Origin of the sequence: Jutongia hominis, from assembly GCF_014384965.1 — a bacterium.
In the GTDB taxonomy this organism is placed as follows: Bacteria; Bacillota; Clostridia; order Lachnospirales; family Lachnospiraceae; genus Butyribacter; species Butyribacter hominis.
Map to the genome: position 1 here is coordinate 82,507 of NZ_JACRSW010000027.1, position 21,086 is coordinate 103,592.

General features: G+C 38.7%; 19 protein-coding genes and 1 riboswitch. Of the genes, 15 read left to right on the forward strand and 4 right to left on the reverse strand.

Features of this window, described 5'->3' with window-relative positions; translation table 11 throughout:
- Positions 1-5 precede the first annotated feature (5 nt).
- Both H8700_RS05900 and H8700_RS05905 read left to right on the forward strand, forming a co-directional pair.
- Positions 6-1,457 (forward strand): nicotinate phosphoribosyltransferase, encoded by a 1,452-nt coding sequence (locus H8700_RS05900; RefSeq protein ID WP_249304250.1) that lies wholly within the window; start codon positions 6-8, stop codon positions 1,455-1,457.
- Positions 1,458-1,767: 310 nt separating this feature from the next.
- Positions 1,768-2,151, forward strand: coding sequence for a hypothetical protein (locus tag H8700_RS05905; protein ID WP_022142177.1), 384 nt, complete (start codon positions 1,768-1,770; stop codon positions 2,149-2,151).
- A gap of 127 nt (positions 2,152-2,278) precedes the next feature.
- Here the strand turns inward: H8700_RS05905 and H8700_RS05910 are convergent, their stop codons facing one another.
- Positions 2,279-3,469: a PqqD family protein gene (locus H8700_RS05910; RefSeq protein ID WP_249304254.1), complete on the reverse strand. Its 1,191-nt coding sequence runs from the start codon at positions 3,467-3,469 to the stop codon at positions 2,279-2,281.
- A gap of 37 nt (positions 3,470-3,506) precedes the next feature.
- On the reverse strand, positions 3,507-5,279 hold the full coding sequence (locus H8700_RS05915; protein ID WP_249304257.1) for a peptidase domain-containing ABC transporter: 1,773 nt from the start codon (positions 5,277-5,279) through the stop codon (positions 3,507-3,509).
- Between the two features lie 258 nt (positions 5,280-5,537).
- Between H8700_RS05915 and H8700_RS05920 the strand changes: the two genes are divergently transcribed.
- From H8700_RS05920 to H8700_RS05935, 4 genes are read left to right on the forward strand one after another with little or no spacing between them, the layout of a single operon-like run.
- Entirely contained in the window at positions 5,538-5,969 is a 432-nt protein-coding gene (locus tag H8700_RS05920; protein WP_249304260.1) for a hypothetical protein, read from the forward strand.
- Positions 5,947-6,954: a hypothetical protein gene (locus tag H8700_RS05925; protein WP_249304262.1), complete on the forward strand. Its 1,008-nt coding sequence runs from the start codon at positions 5,947-5,949 to the stop codon at positions 6,952-6,954. The genes H8700_RS05920 and H8700_RS05925 overlap by 23 nt, the downstream gene beginning before the upstream one ends.
- Before the next feature lie 53 nt (positions 6,955-7,007).
- Positions 7,008-7,895 (forward strand): diadenylate cyclase CdaA, encoded by an 888-nt coding sequence (gene cdaA, locus H8700_RS05930; protein ID WP_249304264.1) that lies wholly within the window; start codon positions 7,008-7,010, stop codon positions 7,893-7,895.
- Positions 7,896-7,916: 21 nt separating this feature from the next.
- Entirely contained in the window at positions 7,917-9,326 is a 1,410-nt protein-coding gene (locus H8700_RS05935; protein ID WP_249304266.1) for a CdaR family protein, read from the forward strand.
- A 96-nt stretch (positions 9,327-9,422) separates the two neighbouring features.
- Here H8700_RS05935 and H8700_RS05940 read toward each other — a convergent pair whose 3' ends face one another.
- Positions 9,423-10,022: a dipicolinate synthase subunit B gene (locus H8700_RS05940; RefSeq protein WP_022142170.1), complete on the reverse strand. Its 600-nt coding sequence runs from the start codon at positions 10,020-10,022 to the stop codon at positions 9,423-9,425.
- 100 nt (positions 10,023-10,122) lie between these two features.
- The gene (locus H8700_RS05945) at positions 10,123-10,923 is read right to left on the reverse strand and encodes a hypothetical protein (protein WP_249304269.1); all 801 of its coding nucleotides are present in this window, start codon (positions 10,921-10,923) and stop codon (positions 10,123-10,125) included.
- A 130-nt stretch (positions 10,924-11,053) separates the two neighbouring features.
- On the opposite strand from H8700_RS05945, the gene H8700_RS05950 reads away from it, so the two are divergent.
- The 9 genes from H8700_RS05950 to H8700_RS05990 all read left to right on the forward strand — a co-directional run bounded on the left by H8700_RS05950 (position 11,054) and on the right by H8700_RS05990 (position 21,036).
- Entirely contained in the window at positions 11,054-12,145 is a 1,092-nt protein-coding gene (locus H8700_RS05950) for a GGDEF domain-containing protein (protein ID WP_249304274.1), read from the forward strand.
- 86 nt (positions 12,146-12,231) lie between these two features.
- Positions 12,232-12,310: riboswitch (ZMP/ZTP riboswitch) on the forward strand.
- 136 nt (positions 12,311-12,446) lie between these two features.
- Positions 12,447-14,675, forward strand: coding sequence for a formate C-acetyltransferase (pflB, locus tag H8700_RS05955; RefSeq protein ID WP_249304278.1), 2,229 nt, complete (start codon positions 12,447-12,449; stop codon positions 14,673-14,675).
- Positions 14,676-14,813: 138 nt separating this feature from the next.
- Positions 14,814-15,590, forward strand: coding sequence for a pyruvate formate-lyase-activating protein (pflA, locus tag H8700_RS05960; RefSeq protein ID WP_249304280.1), 777 nt, complete (start codon positions 14,814-14,816; stop codon positions 15,588-15,590).
- Positions 15,591-15,649: 59 nt separating this feature from the next.
- Positions 15,650-16,384: a LytR/AlgR family response regulator transcription factor gene (locus tag H8700_RS05965; protein WP_249304282.1), complete on the forward strand. Its 735-nt coding sequence runs from the start codon at positions 15,650-15,652 to the stop codon at positions 16,382-16,384.
- Between the two features lie 270 nt (positions 16,385-16,654).
- The gene (locus H8700_RS05970; RefSeq protein ID WP_022142551.1) at positions 16,655-17,089 is read left to right on the forward strand and encodes an RrF2 family transcriptional regulator; all 435 of its coding nucleotides are present in this window, start codon (positions 16,655-16,657) and stop codon (positions 17,087-17,089) included.
- Between the two features lie 123 nt (positions 17,090-17,212).
- The gene (locus H8700_RS05975) at positions 17,213-17,587 is read left to right on the forward strand and encodes a BlaI/MecI/CopY family transcriptional regulator (RefSeq protein ID WP_022142552.1); all 375 of its coding nucleotides are present in this window, start codon (positions 17,213-17,215) and stop codon (positions 17,585-17,587) included.
- Between the two features lie 286 nt (positions 17,588-17,873).
- Positions 17,874-19,055 (forward strand): tetratricopeptide repeat protein, encoded by a 1,182-nt coding sequence (locus H8700_RS05980; RefSeq protein ID WP_249304283.1) that lies wholly within the window; start codon positions 17,874-17,876, stop codon positions 19,053-19,055.
- Between the two features lie 15 nt (positions 19,056-19,070).
- A complete protein-coding gene (hflX, locus tag H8700_RS05985; protein ID WP_249304285.1) occupies positions 19,071-20,357 on the forward strand; it encodes a GTPase HflX in 1,287 nt (428 codons plus the stop codon).
- A gap of 169 nt (positions 20,358-20,526) precedes the next feature.
- Positions 20,527-21,036 carry a dihydrofolate reductase gene (locus H8700_RS05990; protein ID WP_249304287.1) on the forward strand — a complete coding sequence of 170 codons (510 nt, stop codon included), beginning with the start codon at positions 20,527-20,529 and terminating at the stop codon, positions 21,034-21,036.
- Positions 21,037-21,086 lie beyond the last annotated feature (50 nt).

A 21,086-nucleotide genomic window follows, 5' to 3' on the forward strand; every position in this document is an offset into this window, starting at 1 on the left:
AGAATATGACACAGTTTGATCAAAGAAATATCACAATGGTAATGGATCTGTATGAGATGACAATGGCATATGGTTATTTCAATGATAAAGATAAAGATACGAAAGTTGTATTTGATGTTTTTTATCGTAGGAATCCTGACAAAGGCGGATTCGCAATATTTGCGGGTCTGGAACAGATTATAGAATATATTGAACATCTTCATTTTGATGAAGAAGACATTGCTTATTTTCGTTCCCTGCATCTTTTTAATGATGCTTTTTTGGATTATTTAAAAGATTTTCATTTTCGTGGTGATGTCTATGCATTTGCAGAAGGAACGATCATGTATCCGAATGAACCGGTCGTAACAGTCGTTGCACCACTGATTGATGCACAGCTTGTAGAAACAGCGATCTTAGCAGAATTTAATCACCAGTCTTTGATCGCAACAAAGACAAGAAGAATACGGAAGGCAGCAGGGAAAAGAGTTGTATCGGATTTTGGAGCCAGACGTGCACATAATATGGATGCTGCTGTATATGGGGCAAGAGCAGCATATATTGGAGGTGCAGATGGTACAGCTACCGTTCTTGCCGGAAAGATGTTTGGAATTCCGGTTGGCGGAACAATGGCACATAGCTGGGTAATGTATTATCAGGATGAGTATGAAGCATTTAAAAATTATGCAAAGAATTACCCGGATGAAACCGTCCTTTTAATTGACACATATGATGTTGTAAAATCCGGTGTGCCCAATGCGATACGTGTAGCAAAAGAGGTGTTAGAGCCTATTGGAAAAAGATTAAAAGGTGTTCGTATTGATAGCGGTGATCTTGCTTATTTATCTAAGAAAGTCAGAAAAATGTTAGACGATGCGGGACTGAATGACTGTAAGATCACAGTATCAAACAGTCTGGATGAATTTACGATCACATCGATCCTGCAACAGGGTGGGTGTATTGACAGTTTTGGAGTTGGTGAGCGGTTGATCACTGCAAAATCAGAGCCGGTCTTTGGTGCAGTTTATAAGATCGCTGCAGTAGAGGAAAATGGTACATTTGCACCACGTATCAAGATTTCTGAAAATATAGAAAAGATTACAAATCCGGGATTAAAAAAGGTGTATCGTATTTATGATGCAGATGGCCATAGTGTAGCAGATCTGATCGCAAAAGCTGACCAGCCAATCGACATGTCTGCCCCGTTTCGTTATGTTGATCCGCAAAAGCCTTGGGAAAACCGTTATTTTACAAATTGCACGGCAAAAGCATTACAGAAAAAAGTTATCGAAAATGGAAATCGTATCTTAGAACAACAACCTATTCGGGAAATACGGGAATATGTTGCAAAACAGTTAGAATATGAAATCTGGCAGGAGGAACAGCGTTTTGAAAATCCGCATAAGCACTATCTGGATATGACCCCTGAGTATTATGAATTAAAAATGGGTTTATTACATGATTCAATGAAAGAATAGTTCTATATAGGCTGGAACACCCTGACACAATAGCAATACAAGCAGAAAATATTTATATTATTCTTAAAAATGCAAAGATTTTTTGACAATTACTGTAAAAGAATTGCATTCTTAAGAAGGTTAGTGTATAATAATTATAGAGAAAGGTCATAGATAATATATTTTTATGATAGAAAAAAGTATGTTATAAACCCTTTGTAAAACTATAATAAAAAAGTGAAATGATCCGATATATGTAATGAGAATATTTCGGATATCATATATTGTACTGTTAAGATAAGTTTTAATAGAGGGAAAGGAGGACAAGCGGATGAAAAAGACATATGTTAAGCCGGTTGTAACAGAGGAAGAAGGAGTAATGGAAGGTGTTTATATGGCAAGTGGATGTTATACCACAACGGCACGTATTCACCAGAGACCACAGACCGGTCGTGGAGATTACCGTATTCAGGTTGATGGCAAGCATAGAGCAACGCATTCCAATGATAAGCAGACATTATATATATCATTTAATATGCCGGTAGAATACGTTTCAAGTGGCGGAAGATTAAAATCAGGCAATGGTTCTACTACTTTAGCAATCAGCTACACATATCATCAGAATCCAAATGATAATATTGGTCTTGGTGATCTTTGTGTAAAAGCAGATGCCGGACTTGCGATCAGTAGCGTAAGTATTTCTGACGGGTATTGATTTCTTTGCATCGGTTTTATTTGGCTTATATGCATTAGTTCAATATAGTAGTAAAAGCCGGAAAGCTTTCATCGGAAGAAAACAGGATGAAAGCTTTCCGGCTTTTATATTTTTGGCTCTTTGTCAGTTATTCTCTGATAGGATTTTTCTGATAAAAAAGGATGCCATCTTTTGCTGTATAGCAAGCTTCTTTGGTGGCAGTACATTCCAAAGAAAAAAGAGGAACTTTCCGGCTGAGCATTTTAGAAAAATGCATGTTTTTATGCAGCATGTCTTTTGTCCAGCTGGGTGATATCAGACGATAGAGTAATTGCAATACTTTCTGATCTGAAGTCATGCTTTGCCAATGGTTCTTATCAGACTGTTTTAAAAAGACAATGCCGCCAAGAGGGTGATCTGCAGTCGTATAAATTTTAGAAGTACCACACCATGGCTGTCCATAGACGATATAGTGGTCGTTTTTCATACCAATCATATTCAGATCGCCATTGAGGTACGGTGCGTCTAAAAAAGTATGCCAAAGTCTGGTATGTGTTGATTTGCCTGTACCGGAACTGCCGGAGAACAGCCATGCTTTTTCTTGAAAAAGAATAGAAGCAGAATGCAGGAAAAAACATTTCTTTATCTGTGCAAGCAGTAAAACAGGAAAGCGTATTATATGAAATAAAAATTCCGGCTCGATGGTATGAGTACAAAAGATTTCCACAAAAGAGGCATCTTTTGCAATCCGCATTTCATAAAAATCTGTCTGATCAGGAAGGCAGATGCAATAACAGTAAGAAGTTTCCTTGATCAGAATATCTGCACGGCTGACTAAAACGGAGCTATTGTGGATCGTTTCCGGTTTCCAATCTTTGATTATGATATGCTGCATGATTTTTTGATTCTGATCGGGATATAAGAAATCTTTGAAAAATATCGATAGCGGAGAAATATTTTGTCCTTCACAGCGAATCGTAAGAGGACCGATACAAAAAGAAAAGTATTTTTCTTTGTCATTTGTCCGCTTTTTAGTCAAATCAGATTTCAGATCGGATTCATCGGAATTTCTTATGACATGTAAAGATTCCAGTTGTGCGATCGTTTCATAAAGATCCTCCTGTACAAAAGGACGGTCACTTTCAGAGAGCTCATAAGTATTTAAGATATCCTGTAAAATCCGGTCAAGAGGCTTTTTTTGTGATAATCCGTTCCATATCAAAACACCGGTTTCGTTTAAACGGACACTTTTTTGCAAATTTGCCGTTTGCTGTCCGTAGGGGATCAGATAAGGGATCTTTCGCAGATAGACTAGTTCAAATGAATTGCATTGTATCATGGAAAACTCCTTTCTATTATATTGTACGTTGCCTTTATTATTGTTGATTGGAGAGTATTTTATCTACATCTTCCGAAGATAACAGTTCGCAGTGCTTTTCACGGATTGCATAGACTTTATCACAGATGGTCAATACAGTAGGACGGTGTGTGGTTACGATACAGCTCCCGGCTGCCCTTTTTTGCATGATATTTTGTAACAGACGATGTTCTGTGACGGTATCAAGAGCGGATGTTGCTTCATCCAATAATAAAAACGGTGCTTTCTTTAACAGAGCACGAGCGATGGAAAGTCTTTGTACCTGACCTTCTGAAAAACCGCGTCCTCTTTCTCCAATTGTACTGTAGATACCATCAGGGAGCTTATGGACAAAATCCCAGGCACAGGCAGTTTTTAAGCAGGTAATGATCTCTTCATCCGTGGCATCGGGTTTGACATTACGCATATTTTGTGCAATTGTACCGGAAAACATCGCATTTCCTTGTGGAACATAGGAAAACAGCCGACGTATTGCAGGAGAATAATCAACAAAAACGGATGTATCCTTTGCGTTTTGTATGCTTAGACTGCCGGATTGTGGTTCTAACAAAGCCAGCAGGATACGAAGCATTGTTGTCTTGCCCTCACCGGATGGTCCTATCAGAGCAATGATCTGATCCGGTTCGATCACCAGATCGGTATGCTCGAAAACAGTATCACCGTGTGCATACGCATATTGAATATCCTGTAGTGAAATGGAAAGACCGTCTTGCTTGTTTTTTTGATAAAAAGCATCGATCTTTGGGGCGGCACTATGATCTTCTCTGGGCATTTTGATGATGTCCATCAGACGACCGGAAGAAGTTGTGATATTGATCGCACTTGGAACCATGCCGACTAAAGTGTTTAGCGTACCGGTTAAAGTACCGGATAAAGACAGAAAAAGTGTCATGGTACCATAAGAGATCGTACCGCTCCATACCCGGTAAATACCAAGTCCATAGCAGCTATAAGATACGAGGAGTCCTATAAAGGAAAGAAATACAGAAGAAAGAATACCGAGCTTTTGATATTTTTTCTGTAATTGCAAATATTCCTTCTGGTATTCATGCAGCTTTTTAACATAAAGCGGGATCAGATCAAAAGCTTTGATCGTCTGTATATTAGAAAAGGATTCCTGATGAAAGCCCATCATTTTTGCGTTCAAAGCAGCACTTTCTAAGTTACGTGACTGCATACGTGACAGCAATGTTTTCGACATCAAAAGGCTTACCGGCATTCCGGCGATCGCAAGCAATGCAAAGAGCGGATCATAATACAGTACGATACCGAGTGCTGATAAAAAACGCACAATTGCGATCAGCAGGTCGGGGAGCCAGTTTAAAACGCCGTCTGAAATTACAGAAGCATCAGAACTCCAGCGTGTTAAAAGATCGCCGGTATGATATGACATCAAAGGTTCTAAACGTGTCAACAGCATTTTTTCAAAGATATCTGCTTTGATCGCATTATCTATTTTTAATGAAATGATCGTTGCAATATAATCTAGAATCTTTGAAAGGATCACATTAGCAAGTGTAAAGCTGATATACATAATAAAGGTTTTTAAAAGTTCATTGCTTTTATGTCCGGTAACAATATCTACCAGATCGCGCGAAAGCAGGCTTGTGATCAGTGATATTCCGGTGCCGCCAAGACCGATCAGAGTATAGAGTACAATCGAAAACCAGTATTTGCGGACATACGAATACAGCCATAAAGTTTGAGTCCACATTTCTTTTAAACGTCCATCCTGTATCCGCTTTAAATAAAATTGTAATTTTGCTATCATAAAATCAGTTCCTTTTTGCAAAATGAGCCAAAGTCATATCAAAAGAGAAATGCTTTGATCGTTTCTTTTTATTGTATCAAATTTTTCGGATTTGTACCAGAAACGTTTTGGTATGTCATGCAGAGAGATCTTTTGCATAAAAAAAGCAGATCGGCAATGCGGAAATTCGGTAAGAATTTCTTTATGGGAATGCTAGAAAAGGATAAGAGGATGTGGTACAATGAAAGATGATAAAATGATAGTGAGTAGGAGAGCTGTATGGTAAATGAAGAAAAAGTGCATATCATGACACAGATTGCACTTGATGAGACAAAAAAATGCAAAGACCAGTTACATGAAGGCGGATATTATAAGTCTGATTATATCCGTTCACATACTATTTCAGCAGTATGGAACATAACTGTCAGTTATTTACTGGTCTTGTTTCTGATCGCACTTTATTTTTCTGATTATCTTTTTGTTAATGTTGTTCGTTTGAATTACTTACAACTGGGCATTATGATAGGGGGAGGATATTTTATCCTTCTGACCGGTACTGTTTTTTTCTCCTATTTTTATTATTTGAAACAATATACAGTCAGCCAGGATCTGGTCCGGTCTTATCTGGAGCATATAGAGGTACTGGGAGCATTTTATCAGCAAAATGAAAACGGGGAGGAAAATGGGGATGATACATCTATTAGTTCTTAGAGAACATTTAAAAAACATTTATCAGAAATATTCCCGGTTTTTAGATTCGCTGTTTCGTTTTGCTGCCGGACTTTTGACATTTTTAGCAGCAAATGAGGTGATCGGTTATAATCCGGCATTAAATCATTGGTATATTGTTCTGATACTGGCAGTATTTGGTATTGTGATGCCCGGAGGGGCTTTGGTCGTTGCGGCGGCAGTGTTTGTAGTTGCGCATATCTTTTATGTATCACCGGTATTGGCATTGGTTGTAGGCACTGTTTTTGTGATTCTGTATTATGTATATATTAAGTTTGTGCCGGAGCATGCGTATATTTTTCTGGCATTTTTTATAGCCTTTCCGTTTCATATGGCATATGCGATACCGATATTTTTAGGACTGATCATGGGACCGATCGCCGTTGTGCCGATTATATGCAGTGTGAGCATGTATTATCTGTTACAGACTGTTGTAACCGTTGTCAGTACGTCAACAGATACGAATATTAATTTGTATCATGTCGCATTACAGCAGTTTCTGGATAACAAAGAAATGTATGTGATGATTCTTGTATTTTGTGTTGTGGCAGTAACAGTTAATATTATCCGCAGCAAAGAAATGGATTACGCATTTGAGATTGCTATCCTGACCGGTGGAATCTTAAACGTTATTTTGCTATTGCTTACGAATTATTTTGTAAAGATCGATACAAAGATGTTTGCTCTTTTAGCAGGTACAGCGTTATCGGTTGTGCTTGTGTGGATGATACAGTTTATGCGTCTGGCACTTAATTATGCCGGAGTAGAGAATTTGCAATTTGAAGATGATGAATATTATTATTATGTTCGTGCTGTTCCCAAGATGAGCGTTGCTGCACCAAATAAACGAGTCAAGCGTTTTAATACCGTTGATAGAGACACAGATACGGATACCGGAAAAACAGAGCCGGTTGAAGAGGATTTTGATGAAGATATCATTTTCCCTGAAAAACATGATGAAAAATAAAAGGCAAAGAAGATTGATAGTAACAGTCCACAGGATATGGTAAGGAGGAAAGCATGGATTCGGTTATACAAATTTTAAAAGATACATTTTCTTTATTAGCACTGCCGAAGATGACATTTATTGATATTGTGGAAATATTTATTATTGCTTTTTCTTTATACCATATTATATTCTGGGTAAAGAAAACAAGAGCATGGACACTACTCAAGGGAATTGTTGTATTAAGTCTGATTTATCTGGTAGCCTATTTCCTTGATATGAGTGTGATTATCTGGCTTTTTAATAAAGGACTTGCGATTGGTCTTACTGCTTTGGCAGTTGTTTTTCAGCCGGAGCTTCGAAAAGCTTTGGAAGAACTTGGAAGGAAAAATATTGTGACTTCAATCATTCCGTTTGATGATTCGAAAGACAAAAAGGATCGCTTTTCGGACAAGACGATCACGGAGATCGTAAAAGCAACTGTAGAGTTAGCAAAAGCAAAGACAGGTGCATTGATCATTTTGGAGCAGGATATCAGTCTGGCAGAATATGAGAGAACCGGTATTACGATTGATTCAGCAATCAGCAGTCAGTTGTTGATCAATATTTTTGAACATAATACACCTCTTCATGACGGCGCAGTAATTCTTCGGGATGACAGGATTGTATCGGCTACCTGTTACCTTCCGTTATCAGATAATTTAGGTTTATCAAAAGAACTTGGTACAAGACATCGTGCCGGTGTCGGTATAAGTGAAGTAAGTGACAGCCTTACGATTATTGTTTCAGAAGAGACAGGTAAGATTTCGATAGCGATTCATGGGAAACTTTTACGAAATATTGATGGTGAGCTTTTGAAAAAGAAATTAGGTGAAATGCAAGGAAAGCAGGAGCAAGAGGGAGGCAAAAAGCGCTTTCGTATCCGTCGAACAGTTCGTAAGAGCAGATCACAGCAAGATTAAGAAGAGTCAGGAGGGATTATCGTGGAGCCAAAAAATAATCAGGAAAAGAAAAAAGATATTGCAGCATTCTGGAAAAAAGTGCTTTTTCATAATCTGTCCATTAAGATCTTATCGTTTTTGGGAGCCTTACTGGTATGGCTTTTTATTGTGAATATTGATGATCCCTACAAGACGAAAAGTTATATGGTGCATGTTGATCTGACGAATGAAGATGCATTACGTTCGGTGCATAAAGTTTATGAAATCGTAGAAGGAGGAACGGCTACCGTCCGTGTCCGTGGAAGAAGAAGTGTTGTAGATAATCTCGATGCTTCGGATATCAAGGCAACAGCCGATCTGTCAGAACTTTCCGCAGTTAATTCCGTGGATATCAAGCCGTCTTTAAAGATTGCAACTTCTTCGGATGTAGAACTGGAATGTACACAGGTATTAAAAGTGTCTCTGGAAGATATGGAGACAAAGCAGGTCAAAGTTACGGTTGAGACAGAGGGAACACCGGCAGAAGGATATACTGTGGGTTCGTGTAATGCAAAGCCAAATGTGATTGAAGTATCCGGCGGAGAATCTGTAATCGACAGGATTGCAACGGTGAAAGTGACATTGAATGTCAATGGAGCAAGTGACAGCTTTTTAAAGAATTTAGAGCCGGCGGCATATGATAAAAAAGGGAACAAGATTATTTCATCCACTCTGTCTTTTGAAAAGAAAACCATACGGGTAAAAGCACGTCTGTTGCAAAATAAAACAATACCGGTTAAGATTCATATAAAAGGTAAAGTAGCAAACGGTTATGAATATGTGGATGCGACCTGTGTACCGGAAGAGATTGAGATCGCCGGAAGTGCAAGAAAGTTAGCAAGTATATCCAGACTGGATATACCGATTGATGTGACCGGTTTAACTTCTGATTCATCGGATTTGGAAAGAGATATTGAAGTTGTCAATTATCTGCCGGATGGAATTACCATACCGGAAGAATATCAAAAGATATCAGTTAAGATTGATGTCGAAAAGAAAAAAGAAAAAAAGATCAAGATTCCAACGAGTAGTATTATGTTAAAGAATCTGGATGCAGCCTATGAAGGGGAAGCATATGACCCATCCGGCAATATCGAAATTGTGGTTTCCGGAAAGGAATCTTATGTAAAAGGTCTGGAGGCAGATGATATTACCGCTTCTGTCGATTGTGGTGCTTTAGGAGCCGGGACATACCAACTTCCAGTTGATTTTTCCGGTTTAAAAGACTGTGAGATCGTAGAAGAAGTTTATGTTCATGTTTTGATCAAGAACAAATCAAATGCAGAAGTGACAGCAACACCAACACCAACGAAAAAGCCATCTGCCAAAGCGACGAAAGAACCGTCAAAGACAAAAGAACCGGCAAAGACAGAGAAACCAACGCAAACTCCCCAGGAGGATAAAAGCGAATAAATGGTGCAGTTTTGTGCCCTATGAAAAAGGCAAAGTGTTTGATACAGTCATACACTTTGCCTTTTTTCTCGGATAGGATCTAGTCATATATGACTCCTAAAAGGGGGATCGGATCACCGGCTGGATCTGGTGTCCGTTTAATGCTTCTAAGATCGTATCGGGTATCAATTCGGTATGTGCGATCATGGAATGGCTTTTTTTGCGGTAATTATCCTGCCCAAAAGGTACAAAGAAAATGTTTTTTGATGTAAAAAGCTTTCCGATATTTTGAAAATTAATGCCTAAGGCATCATTTGTAGAGATTGAGATGATCAGGGGCTTTTCATTGCGAAGATGTGCTTTGGCTGCCATTAAAACGGTAGAATCCGTAATGCCGGTGCAAAGTTTCGCAAGTGTGTTACCGGTACAGGGAGCGATGATCAAAGCATCCAGATATCCTTTTGGACCGATCGGTTCTGCTTCCTGTATAGTAAAGATCCCTTTGTGTCCGGTGAGCTTTTCAACCTGATTAACAAATGATGTGGCTGTTTGAAACCGGGTATCTAAGGTTGCACTTTTTTCGGAAAAAATCGGGATGATATCCCATGGCATTTCTCGAAGAGAATCTAATATGGTCAGGATTTTCTGGTACGTACAAAAAGAACCGGAAATGGCAAATCCTAATGTAATTTTTGGTGTAGATGCTGTATCTGTCATGATTAAATTATCCTCATTTCTGCGCACTGTTTTTATCATAAAATGAAATTTTGCAGATTGTCTGCCGGGTGCGCAATAGCAGACAGTCTTTTTTTAAATCTTACCTTGTCATATTTTGAAGCAGGTCACATATATTTTTATAAATGATCTCGGCAGAAGTTTTTGGAGAAAGCTTCCCCGGAAGACCGGGACAATGTCTGGCTTCAATGTCTTTTTTGATACAGTAATTATAATCCACACCGCCGGGATGTGATGCAATGTCGATGATAACTGTGTCGGGAGATAATCGGTCGATCACAGAAGGGGTGATCACTTTTGCCGGAGCGGTATTAAATAGAAAGGCAAAAGTTTCATATGGGATCACTTCCGGGACATCATATCCATACGAACGAGCTTTTGCTTTATGCCTGCCGTCGCGTGTGGAAACCGTAACATCTGCTTTTAATCCATATAGTCGATCGGCAAGAATCTCACCACATTTTCCAAATCCAATGACAAGACAGTTACTCTGGTGTAATGTGTATTTGCTGATCTGTATCGCATGAAAGATAGCTCCTTCGGCTGTTGCAACTGCGTTTTCAATCGCAATTTCAGGAATTTTCATATAGTCCAGACAGGCAATCTCATGTTCATTGCAATAGGTGACAAAATTTTTGGGAAGATTTCCTCCGAGAATGATATGTTTTTTTGAAAAGAAAGGAATCATTTTTTTTAACATTACTTCTGATACCGGCACAGGAAGCAGAATGATCTTTTTACAGGATAATACTTCATTGCAGGCTAATTCCTGTTCGCTTGCGAGTTCTGCAGCAACAGCATGATACCCTTTTTGGAGCAGGATATCCTGCAAAAAACGCTGTCTTTCATCTTGTGCACAATGACAGGAAAAAGAGTGGTTCATGGAAGGCTCCTTGATATAGGTATTGTTATGGATAATATATGAAAAAGGGGAGGAATGTTGCAAAGAAAAAGGAAAATTGCTATAATATAATGATATTGTATGATTAAAATTGGAATGAAATGGAGAAAAAATGTTTCGGGGAATAAAATCTTTTTTATCAGGAAATTATCGTGTTGATTTAAAAACACAGCAGATTCAATATTTTATGATTTTTTTACTTGGTTTATATCATTTTGTCATGATTGCGCTGTATTTTACCCTATTTGGAATGAACCCGATGAGTATGGTTAATATTCTGAGCGTATTGATTTATTTTTTGTGTTATTTTAGTGCAAAAAAGAAAAAATATGATATGGCGTATTATCTTTGTTTTGGTGAAGTGGTAGGATATTATGTGGCAGCTACTTATATATTTGGACTCGGATATGGATTTAATCTGTATCTGATCGGTCTGCTTGCTGCAAGTTATTTTGCATCGTATATTTTTTCTACGGAGAAAAAGCAGATTGCGATCATTCGCTTTCTGGCAATTATACTTGCTGCATTTCTTGTATCTGTGCTGATATCAAGTTTTCATGATCCGATCCTTGGAACAGACAGAGACTTTTCTTATGAATTGATCAACTGGCTTAATTTTGTCACCTGTGCCTGTGCATTGGTTCTTTTTTCAGCTACTTTTATGTCAAGGATCAATGTGTTAGAGAATCGTCTGAAAAGCCAGAACATAGAGTTTAAGAAAATGTCTATGCGTGATGCACTGACAGGTCTTGTCAATCGTCGTTATTTGCGAAATAAATATACAGAACTTGATGCGAAAGAAGAAGTATATTCCGTGATCATTGCAGATATTGATGACTTTAAAAAAGTAAATGATACATATGGTCATGAGACTGGAGATAAAGTCTTGGTAGCTGTTTCTAAAATTTTCAAAGAATTTGTACGGGGCAGTGATTTTGTCTGTCGCTGGGGAGGAGAAGAAATTCTGATCCTGATGCCGGTCTGTACCAAGAAACAGGCAAAAAGAGTTGGTATACAGTTGTTAGAAGAAGTTCAAACAGCCGAAATAGAGAGTACAAAGGGTGAGAAAGTAACGATTACGATTACAATGGGACTCGCGGATTCCACAGAAGGAGAGCAGTTCATGCATTCTTTCCGTGTTGCTGACAGGCGATTGTATCTTGGCAAACGTTCCGGAAAGAATTGTATTGTTGATCATGACTAATTTTCTCATATAATTCTATGAGTTTTTTTCTCAAATATTTCCGGTAAAAAAAGATTGACAAAAGAAGTAAAGATTAGTATTATCAAAGCATGTTATATGACTGACGGAAGTGGAGTATACCACATGAAGTATAACGAGAAGATGCCGACCGTCTGGGCGATTTAGTCCAGATAGTCGTTTTTTTTTTTCGGCGTATAACGTAATCCGTTATCAGATGAGAGTATTTTATCCTAACAGGACCGGATTCTCATTGTATCTGGATAATGCACATAATACAGCATAGAGTAGGAGGTTACAAATTATGGAAAATCAGTGGAGAAATTTTGAAGGAGGAGCTTGGCAGACAGAAGTCAATGTCCGTAATTTCATTCAGAAAAACTATCACCCATATGATGGCGATGAAGCATTTTTGGAAGGACCGACACAGGATACGCTTGATCTGTGGGACGAGGTACTGGAACTTTCGAAGAAAGAAAGAGAGGCCGGTGGCGTATTGGATATGGATACATCGGTGATTTCTACAATTACATCACATGGACCGGGATATTTAGACAAATCCAAAGAAAAGATTGTTGGTTTTCAAACAGAAAAGCCATTCAAGCGTTCTCTTCAGCCATATGGCGGTATCCGCATGGCAATCAAAGCTTGTGAAGACAATGGATATAAAGTAGATCCGGAAGTAGTAGAATATTTTACAACACATCGCAAAACACATAATGCGGGTGTTTTTGATGCATATACACCGGAGATGAGAGCGTGCAGAAGTGCTCATATCATCACAGGTCTGCCGGATGCATATGGACGTGGACGTATTATCGGTGATTATCGTCGTGTAGCTTTATATGGTGTTGACCGTCTGATTGAAGATAAAAAGGAACAATTAAATTCTACAAGAACGATTATGTATTCTGATGTGATCCGTGAGCGCGAGGAATTATCGGAGCAGATTCGTGCATTAGGTATGTTAAAAGAGCTTGCTAAGATATACGGCTGCGATATTTCACAGCCGGCAAATGATATATTAGAAGCAACACAGGCTGTTTATTTTGCTTATCTTGCGGCAGTAAAAGAGCAGAATGGTGCAGCAATGAGTCTGGGAAGAACATCGACATTCTTAGATATCTATGCAGAGCGTGATCTTGCAGAGGGAACATATACAGAAAAAGAGATCCAGGAGATTGTGGATCAGTTCATCATGAAATTGCGTATGATCAAATTTGCACGTACACCAGAGTATAATTCCATTTTTGCAGGTGATCCTACATGGGTTACTGAATCTATCGCGGGTGTCGGTATTGACGGCCGTCATATGGTGACGAAGATGTCTTACCGCTATTTGAACACATTGAACAATATTGGTGCCGCACCTGAACCAAACCTTACGGTACTTTGGTCAGAGCAGCTTCCGGACGCTTTCAAGAAATTCTGTGCCGATATTTCGATTAAGCATTCTGCAATCCAGTATGAAAATGATGATTTGATGCGTGTCGTACATGGTGATGATTATGGTATCGCATGCTGTGTATCTTCTATGCGTATCGGTAAAGAGATGCAGTTCTTTGGTGCACGTGCTAACCTTGCAAAATGCTTATTATATGCGATCAATGGTGGTGTGGATGAGATCAGTGGCAAGCAGGTAGGACCAAAATATCGTCCGATCACAGATGAATATCTTGATTATGATAAAGTATGGGATGCATACAAGGATATGATGAAATGGCTTGCAAGTGTCTATGTTAATGCATTAAATGTAATTCATTATATGCATGATAAATACTGCTATGAGAGATTACAGATGTCTTTGCATGACAAGCATGTAAAACGCTGGTTTGCAACAGGCATTGCCGGATTCTCCGTTGTAGCCGATTCTTTATCTGCGATCAAATATGCGAAAGTAAAGCCGATCCGTAATGAAGACGGATTAGTTGTTGATTATGAAGTAGAAGGTGATTTTCCTAAGTATGGAAATGATGATGACAGAGTCGATGATATCGCAAAAGAAGTTCTGCACACATTTATTCAGTATGTAAGAGGAAATCATACTTATCGTGGTGGTATTCAGACAACTTCAATCTTAACGATCACATCGAACGTATCTTATGGTAAAAATACAGGTGCTACGCCGGATGGAAGAAAAGCAGGAGAGCCATTTGCACCGGGTGCAAATCCAATGCATGGACGAGATACACATGGTGCTGTCGCTGCACTTGCCAGTGTTGCTAAGATTCCGTTTATGGATTCGCAGGATGGTATTTCTGATACGTTCTCGATCGTACCGGATGCATTAGGAAAAGATGAAGAAAATGCAAAAGATAACTTAGTAGCATTATTGGATGGTTATGCACACAAGGGCGGTCATCATTTGAATGTCAATGTATTAAATCGTGATACCCTGTTAGATGCACAGAAACATCCTGAAAACTATCCGCAGCTTACGATCCGTGTATCAGGATATGCCGTAAACTTTATTAAGTTGACAAAAGAACAGCAGGATGAAGTGATCGCAAGAACATTCCATGAGCGTATGTAAAGAATTATAATCAAAAAATTGCTGTCGTATGCATGGTTATAGTTACTTTGTGGAGAAATAAAAAGCAGAAAGCCAGACAATTTTTTGTTGTCTGGTTTTCTTTACAGATTGATTGGTCAGTACGGAAAGGAAAATGAGATGGAAGGATATATTCATTCATTAGAATCATTTGGTACAGTAGATGGTCCGGGCGTGCGTTTTGTTGTCTTTTTTCAGGGATGTCCGATGCGTTGTCAGTATTGTCATAATCCGGACACCTGGAATATGCAGGATGCAGCTCATACCATGACAGCAGATGAGATTATTGACAGAGTTGAGAGAAACAAAAGTTTTTATAAGACCGGAGGGATTACGGCAACCGGTGGAGAACCGATGCTGCAGATTGATTTTTTGACGGAGCTTTTTTATAAAGCAAAAGAAAAAGGAATTCACACCTGCTTAGATACTTCCGGCATTATGTTTCCGGTTAAAGAAAATGAGAAGACAGGGCAGCAGATGGAAAAGATAGATACTCTTCTTTCTGTAACAGATTTAGTCATGCTGGATATCAAGCATATGGAAGAAGAGGCACATAAGAAGCTGACTACGCACAGTGCAAAGCATAGTCAGTCTTTTGCAAAATATCTGGATCAAAAAGAAATCCCAATCTGGATCCGTCATGTAGTCGTACCGGGAATTACTGACCGGAAAGAAGAATTAGAAGCATTGGGATCTTTTTTGGCACAATTATCCCATGTAGAAAAAGTAGAGATGCTTCCGTACCATTCCATGGGTAAAGTAAAATACGATGCATTAGGAATTTCCTATCCGTTAGGAGACCTTCGCCAGCTTACAAAAGAGGAAGCAAAAGAAGCATACAATATTGTCATGCAGGCTTGTAATGCAAAAAAGGCAGAAAGCATAAAAAGAGCTTGACCATACGCTGTCTGATACTATATACTTGACTTTAAGGACTTTAAGAAGAGGTACGAAAAATGATAAAAGCAGCGATATGTGAGGATAGCAGACTGGATTGTAAGATGTTAAAAGAGATTGTCTGCTTTCTGATGACAGACAGGGGGCTTGATTTTCAGGTAGACACATATGAAAACGCCGAAACATTAGTAGAAGGATATAGTAACCATCCATATGATCTGATCTTTCTCGATATTATGATGGATGAGATTGATGGAATTGAAGCAGGAAGACGGATTCGTGCAGTGGATACGAAGTCAGAGATTGTATATTGTACATCCAGCAAGGATTTTGCGATTGCAGCATACGAGATACATGCGATGGGATATCTGTTAAAACCATATGAATCCGGACGGATCGGGGCAATGATTGATTATTATATCCAGAAGCATCCACAGAAGAATCAGAATTTTATTGAAGTAAAATCAAAGCGTAAACTTGTTGTGATCCCTTATAAAGATATTATTTATATGGAATCGGACAATAAAGTCGTATATATTCATACAACAACGCAGGGCGCTGTAAAAGTTTACAGTAAATTAGACGCTTTTGAAGAAGAAATCAAAGATGAACGCTTTTTACGCTGCCATCAAAGTTATCTCGTAAATTTACAATATGTTGCAGGACTGATTGACTCGGACTTTATCATGCTAAATGATAATATGATTCCTATCCGTAAGAGCGGCCGTAAACTGATCGTAAAGAAATACGAAGAATACCTAAAGGATTCTTTGCAAAAAGAGAATGATAAATAGCAATATACGGATATAACCTGCCCCTACCATATCGGAACGGATATGAAAAGGGGCAGGTTTTTTATGGAATAGAAAACTGATCGTACAGTAGTGGTATATATAGTAAAGCGCTGGCTTTGCATTTTTTTATTTTTTGCATTTTACAGATGGTTGATCGGAGATATATGCATTGGCTTTTCTTAGTTGACAATATAGATAAAAACAGTTATCATATATTTCATACTAATATTATAGAGATTGAGAAAAGAAATAGGAAATGGAGAGATTTATATGAAGATTTCAACGAAAGGAAGATATGCTTTGCGTCTGATGATCGATATTGCAATGCATAATGAAGCCGGTCCGGTAAGGATCAAGGATATATCATCGAGACAGGGGATTTCAGACAAATATTTAGAGCAGATCATATCGGTTCTGCATAAGGCAGGTTATGTGCGTAGTATTCGTGGACCGCAGGGGGGATACCTTTTGGTAAAAAAACCGAAAGAATACACTGTTGGCATGATTCTTCGTTTAACAGAAGGAAGCCTTGCTCCTGTATCTTGTCTGGACTATGAGGAAAATGATTGCGAAAGACAGTCAAGTTGTGCTACCTTAATCCTATGGACCCGACTCAACGATGCGATTAAGAGTGTAGTTGATAATGTTACGTTGGCAGATCTTGTGGAATGGCAGTGTAGCGCAGGTGATAATTATTCAATATAGTTGTTAAAATTCTGTGAATCACATTGAAAAATCCAATTTGTTTTGCTATGATTTATAGACGATATGTGCATTCTATGGAAGGTATAAAAATAGAAAAAGAACAAATGATTGGAGGATTTAAAGATGAAAGTAAAAGGTTTAACAGAAAGCGAAAAAATTACAATGAAATGTGTCTGGAATCTTGGAGACGGCACAAGACTGGCACATATACTGGCAGAAGCAAACGGACGATATGGGAAAGAATGGAAATCACAGACGGTTTCTACTTTCTTGGGAAAACTTGTATTAAAAGGTTACTTAGAGCAGTATAGAGACGGAAGATATTATTGCTATCGTATCCTGATCAGCAAAAAAGAATATCGTTGTCAGGAACTTGCACAGGAAATGCGTTTCTGGGATGATGGAGATGTTAATGAGTTTGTTGATGAGCTGTTAGATCCAAGTACATTTACACCGACAGAAAGAAGAGCCTTAGTGGATGCCATTCAGAATAAATAAGGCTGACAGGATCATTCGGAAAAATTGATCTGGCTGTAATGGGATGGCTGGAGAGAAAAAATGTCCCGGTTAAGTGATTTTGTTAAGGCTTCATAAAATGTAAAAAAACAGGAAAGCTGTTAGACAAAGAGAGACGGATGAATCTTTTTGACAGGTAAGTGCAGGCGAGAATGCATTGCTGTCGGAGAACGGAAGGATCGTTGTGTAACAGCTTTTTTTTTGTTCGGAAATATGATATGATTATTTGGAGTGTGTATTTTAGCAAATCATGGAAACGAGGGTAACAATGAAAAGAAATAACATAGAAAAAGGAACGATAAAAAAAGCAGTATTAGCATTCGGACTGGTACTTGCTTTAACCGGCTGTGGAAAGGCAGACAGTGCTTATCAGGATGCGATGGATCTTGCCAGTGCCGGCAAATACGAAAAGGCACTTCCTTATTTTGAAAAGGCGATCAAAGCCAATGATGAACAGATGGATTATTATATTGGATATGGAATGTCCTTAAATCATCTGGGACGTTTCAAAGAAGCGAAGAAAACATTGACAAAGGTTGTACAGGATACAGACAATAAGATTTCAAAAGAGAACAACAAGCAGCTTTATTATGGGATTGCTGTTGCCGAGTATGGTCTTGGAAATTATAAGAGTGTCGTGGAATATTGCGATAAAGCATTAGAGATCACATATTTTGATGATATGAATAATGACATTTTATATACGCAGGCATTAGCTGCAAACTATCTGAATGATACGAAAAAAGCCGAAGCAGATTATAAGAAGATCATTCAGTCAGATAAAAAAGATACGGATGCATATATGGGACTGGCAAATGTCTATCTTAGCACAAAAGATTATGATCAGGCGATAGAAGTGTATCAGGAAGCATTAGAGGCAGATAAGACAGCATATGAGGTTTCTTTTGCATTGTACTCTGTCTATGAAGAAAAAGGCCAGACCGATGCAGCAAAAGAAGTGCTGGATGGTCTGATTGGCATTTCATCTAAAAAGGCAGAAAATCTGCTTGTGATCGGACGTGCTTATTATTATGAAGGAAATTCAAAAAAGGCACAGGAATATTATAGTATGTCTTATGATGCAAATTGCAAGGAAAGCCTGTATTATCTTGGTATTTTGCAAAAAGAAGCAAAAGAATATGATAAAGCGGTAAAGACATTTGAAAAGTATATCAAAGAAAAAAAACAGGATCTTACAGTTGATGTCTATAACCGGTTAGCATCTGTTTATGTGGAACAGGGAGAATATGAGAAAGCACAGCAGGCATTGGATAAGGGGGTTTCTTATGGAAGTACCGATGCCAGCCAGATGTTAAAGAAGAATCAGGTGCTTTTATATGAGCGTCAAAAGAAGAGAACAGAAGCCAAAAAAGCAGCCAAAGAATATATGAAGCTGTATCCGAACGATACCGGAATGCAAAAAGAACTTCGTTTTATTACCTTAAAATAAAAAAGGAGGGATCCTATGGGCGATATGATGCATGATACAGCCGAGCAGGAAGAAAAGATCATCTTAGTCGGTGTTGCGACGGCAGAAAATGATGATACAGAACAGTCACTGGATGAATTAGAAGAACTCGGACAGACTGCCGGAGCTGTCACATTAGCAAAAGTGATCCAGAACCGCGAAAAGGTCCATTCAGCAACTTATATTGGAAAAGGAAAGATACAGGAAGTAAAAGAGTTAGTTGAAAAATATGATGCAGACTGTGTTGTCTGTGACGATGAACTGACACCGGCACAATATAACAACTTACAGGAAGAGATCGGTGTCAAAGTCATTGATCGAACCGTTATGATCCTGGATATCTTTGCAAAAAGAGCGTCAACCAGTGAAGGTAAACTTCAGGTAGAATTAGCACAGCTTCGTTATCGTGCTTCCCACTTAGTCGGAGGCAGATCCGAACTTTCAAGACTTGGCGGTGGTATCGGAACCAGAGGCCCCGGTGAGCAGAAATTAGAGATGGATCGTCGATTGATCCGTGAACGGATCACGTTTGTACGAAAAGAGCTGGCACAGGTACAAAAGAATCGTGAAGTTACCAGAAAGAAAAGACAGGAAAATCCGATTCCGGTCGTAGCGATCGTAGGATATACCAATGCCGGGAAGTCTACGTTACTCAACCATCTGACCGGTGCAGGTGTCCTTTCGGAAGATAAGCTTTTTGCTACATTAGATCCGACGACAAGAAAGTTTTCACTGGAAAACGGAGAAGAAATGCTCTTTACGGATACCGTAGGTTTTATAAGAAAGCTCCCACATCATCTGATACAGGCGTTCCGTTCGACATTAGAAGAAGCAAAGTATGCGGATGCGATATTGCATGTGGTGGATTGTTCAAATCCTGATATGGATGCACAGATGCATACGGTCTATGATACATTAAACCGGTTAGAAGTCGGCGATAAGCCGATCGTGACGGCATTTAATAAGATCGATCGTTATGAAGCATCCGAAAGTTTAAAAGATCTTCATGCCGATAAGACAGTACGGATCTCTGCCAAATACGGACAGGGAATCGAAGAAATGTTAGAAAGCATCAGTAATGTTTTAAAAGCGAACAAAGTGTTGTTAGAAAAGGTATTTTCTTATGAAGAGGGTGAGAAACCAAATCTTCTTCGTAAATATGGACAGGTTCTTGAAGAAGAATATCAAAATGAGGGTGTTTATATGAAAGCATATATTGACCGGGAATACCTCTATCTTTTTGAAGAACCAAAGGAACGCACAAAAGAACCTTGGGAAGAGTAAGAAGTAAGACAGCTTGAGGAGACTACCTAAGAAGATTTCCTAAGGAACTTTCCTAAGGAGATTTCCTTTATAGAAAGACAGTTCAAAAAGTGCTTTTTTGTATGGAGATTTTTGGTGGGTAGTTAGAAGAGAGATAGCAAGGTAACAGCAGATAGGATGGTGAACAGAGATGAATTTAATCGTTTGTGTGGATGCACATTGGGGAATTGGCAACAAGGGGGAACTTTTAGTCAGCATTCCCGGTGACAAACGGATGTTTAAGGAAAATACGACAGGAAAAGTAGTCTTAGGCGGCAGAAAGACAATGGAAGGACTGCCCGGCGGTACTACATTGAAAGGCCGTACCAATATTGTTTTGACACACCAAAAAGATTATACCTTTGGTGATGCGATTATCGTGCATAGCAAGGAAGAAGCATTAGAGCGTTTGAAAGAATATAACGATGAAGATATCTTTATTATCGGTGGTGAGAAAGTCTACCGTGATTTTTTGCCATATTGTAAGAAAGCATATGTTACAAAAGTAGATTATCGTTATGAAGCAGATGTGTTCTTTCCGAATCTGGATGAAGACGATGACTGGGTTATGACACATGATTCCGATGAACAGACGTATTACGATCTGGAATATTATTTTACGATCTATCAAAGAAAGGATTCACTTCCTAACCATAGTTAGTAGTAGCTGAATGAAGAAAAACAGATATTATAATCAGACTGTTAGAAAAA

Coding starts and splice junctions, on each gene's coding strand:
- H8700_RS05900 (WP_249304250.1), top strand. CDS start 6: ATGACACAGTTTGATCAAAGAAATATCACAATGGTAATGGATCTGTAT.
- H8700_RS05905 (WP_022142177.1), top strand. CDS start 1,768: ATGAAAAAGACATATGTTAAGCCGGTTGTAACAGAGGAAGAAGGAGTA.
- H8700_RS05910 (WP_249304254.1), bottom strand. CDS start 3,469: ATGATACAATGCAATTCATTTGAACTAGTCTATCTGCGAAAGATCCCT.
- H8700_RS05915 (WP_249304257.1), bottom strand. CDS start 5,279: ATGATAGCAAAATTACAATTTTATTTAAAGCGGATACAGGATGGACGT.
- H8700_RS05920 (WP_249304260.1), top strand. CDS start 5,538: ATGGTAAATGAAGAAAAAGTGCATATCATGACACAGATTGCACTTGAT.
- H8700_RS05925 (WP_249304262.1), top strand. CDS start 5,947: ATGATACATCTATTAGTTCTTAGAGAACATTTAAAAAACATTTATCAG.
- cdaA (WP_249304264.1), top strand. CDS start 7,008: ATGGATTCGGTTATACAAATTTTAAAAGATACATTTTCTTTATTAGCA.
- H8700_RS05940 (WP_022142170.1), bottom strand. CDS start 10,022: ATGACAGATACAGCATCTACACCAAAAATTACATTAGGATTTGCCATT.
- H8700_RS05945 (WP_249304269.1), bottom strand. CDS start 10,923: ATGAACCACTCTTTTTCCTGTCATTGTGCACAAGATGAAAGACAGCGT.
- H8700_RS05950 (WP_249304274.1), top strand. CDS start 11,054: ATGTTTCGGGGAATAAAATCTTTTTTATCAGGAAATTATCGTGTTGAT.
- pflB (WP_249304278.1), top strand. CDS start 12,447: ATGGAAAATCAGTGGAGAAATTTTGAAGGAGGAGCTTGGCAGACAGAA.
- pflA (WP_249304280.1), top strand. CDS start 14,814: ATGGAAGGATATATTCATTCATTAGAATCATTTGGTACAGTAGATGGT.
- H8700_RS05965 (WP_249304282.1), top strand. CDS start 15,650: ATGATAAAAGCAGCGATATGTGAGGATAGCAGACTGGATTGTAAGATG.
- H8700_RS05970 (WP_022142551.1), top strand. CDS start 16,655: ATGAAGATTTCAACGAAAGGAAGATATGCTTTGCGTCTGATGATCGAT.
- H8700_RS05975 (WP_022142552.1), top strand. CDS start 17,213: ATGAAAGTAAAAGGTTTAACAGAAAGCGAAAAAATTACAATGAAATGT.
- H8700_RS05980 (WP_249304283.1), top strand. CDS start 17,874: ATGAAAAGAAATAACATAGAAAAAGGAACGATAAAAAAAGCAGTATTA.
- hflX (WP_249304285.1), top strand. CDS start 19,071: ATGGGCGATATGATGCATGATACAGCCGAGCAGGAAGAAAAGATCATC.
- H8700_RS05990 (WP_249304287.1), top strand. CDS start 20,527: ATGAATTTAATCGTTTGTGTGGATGCACATTGGGGAATTGGCAACAAG.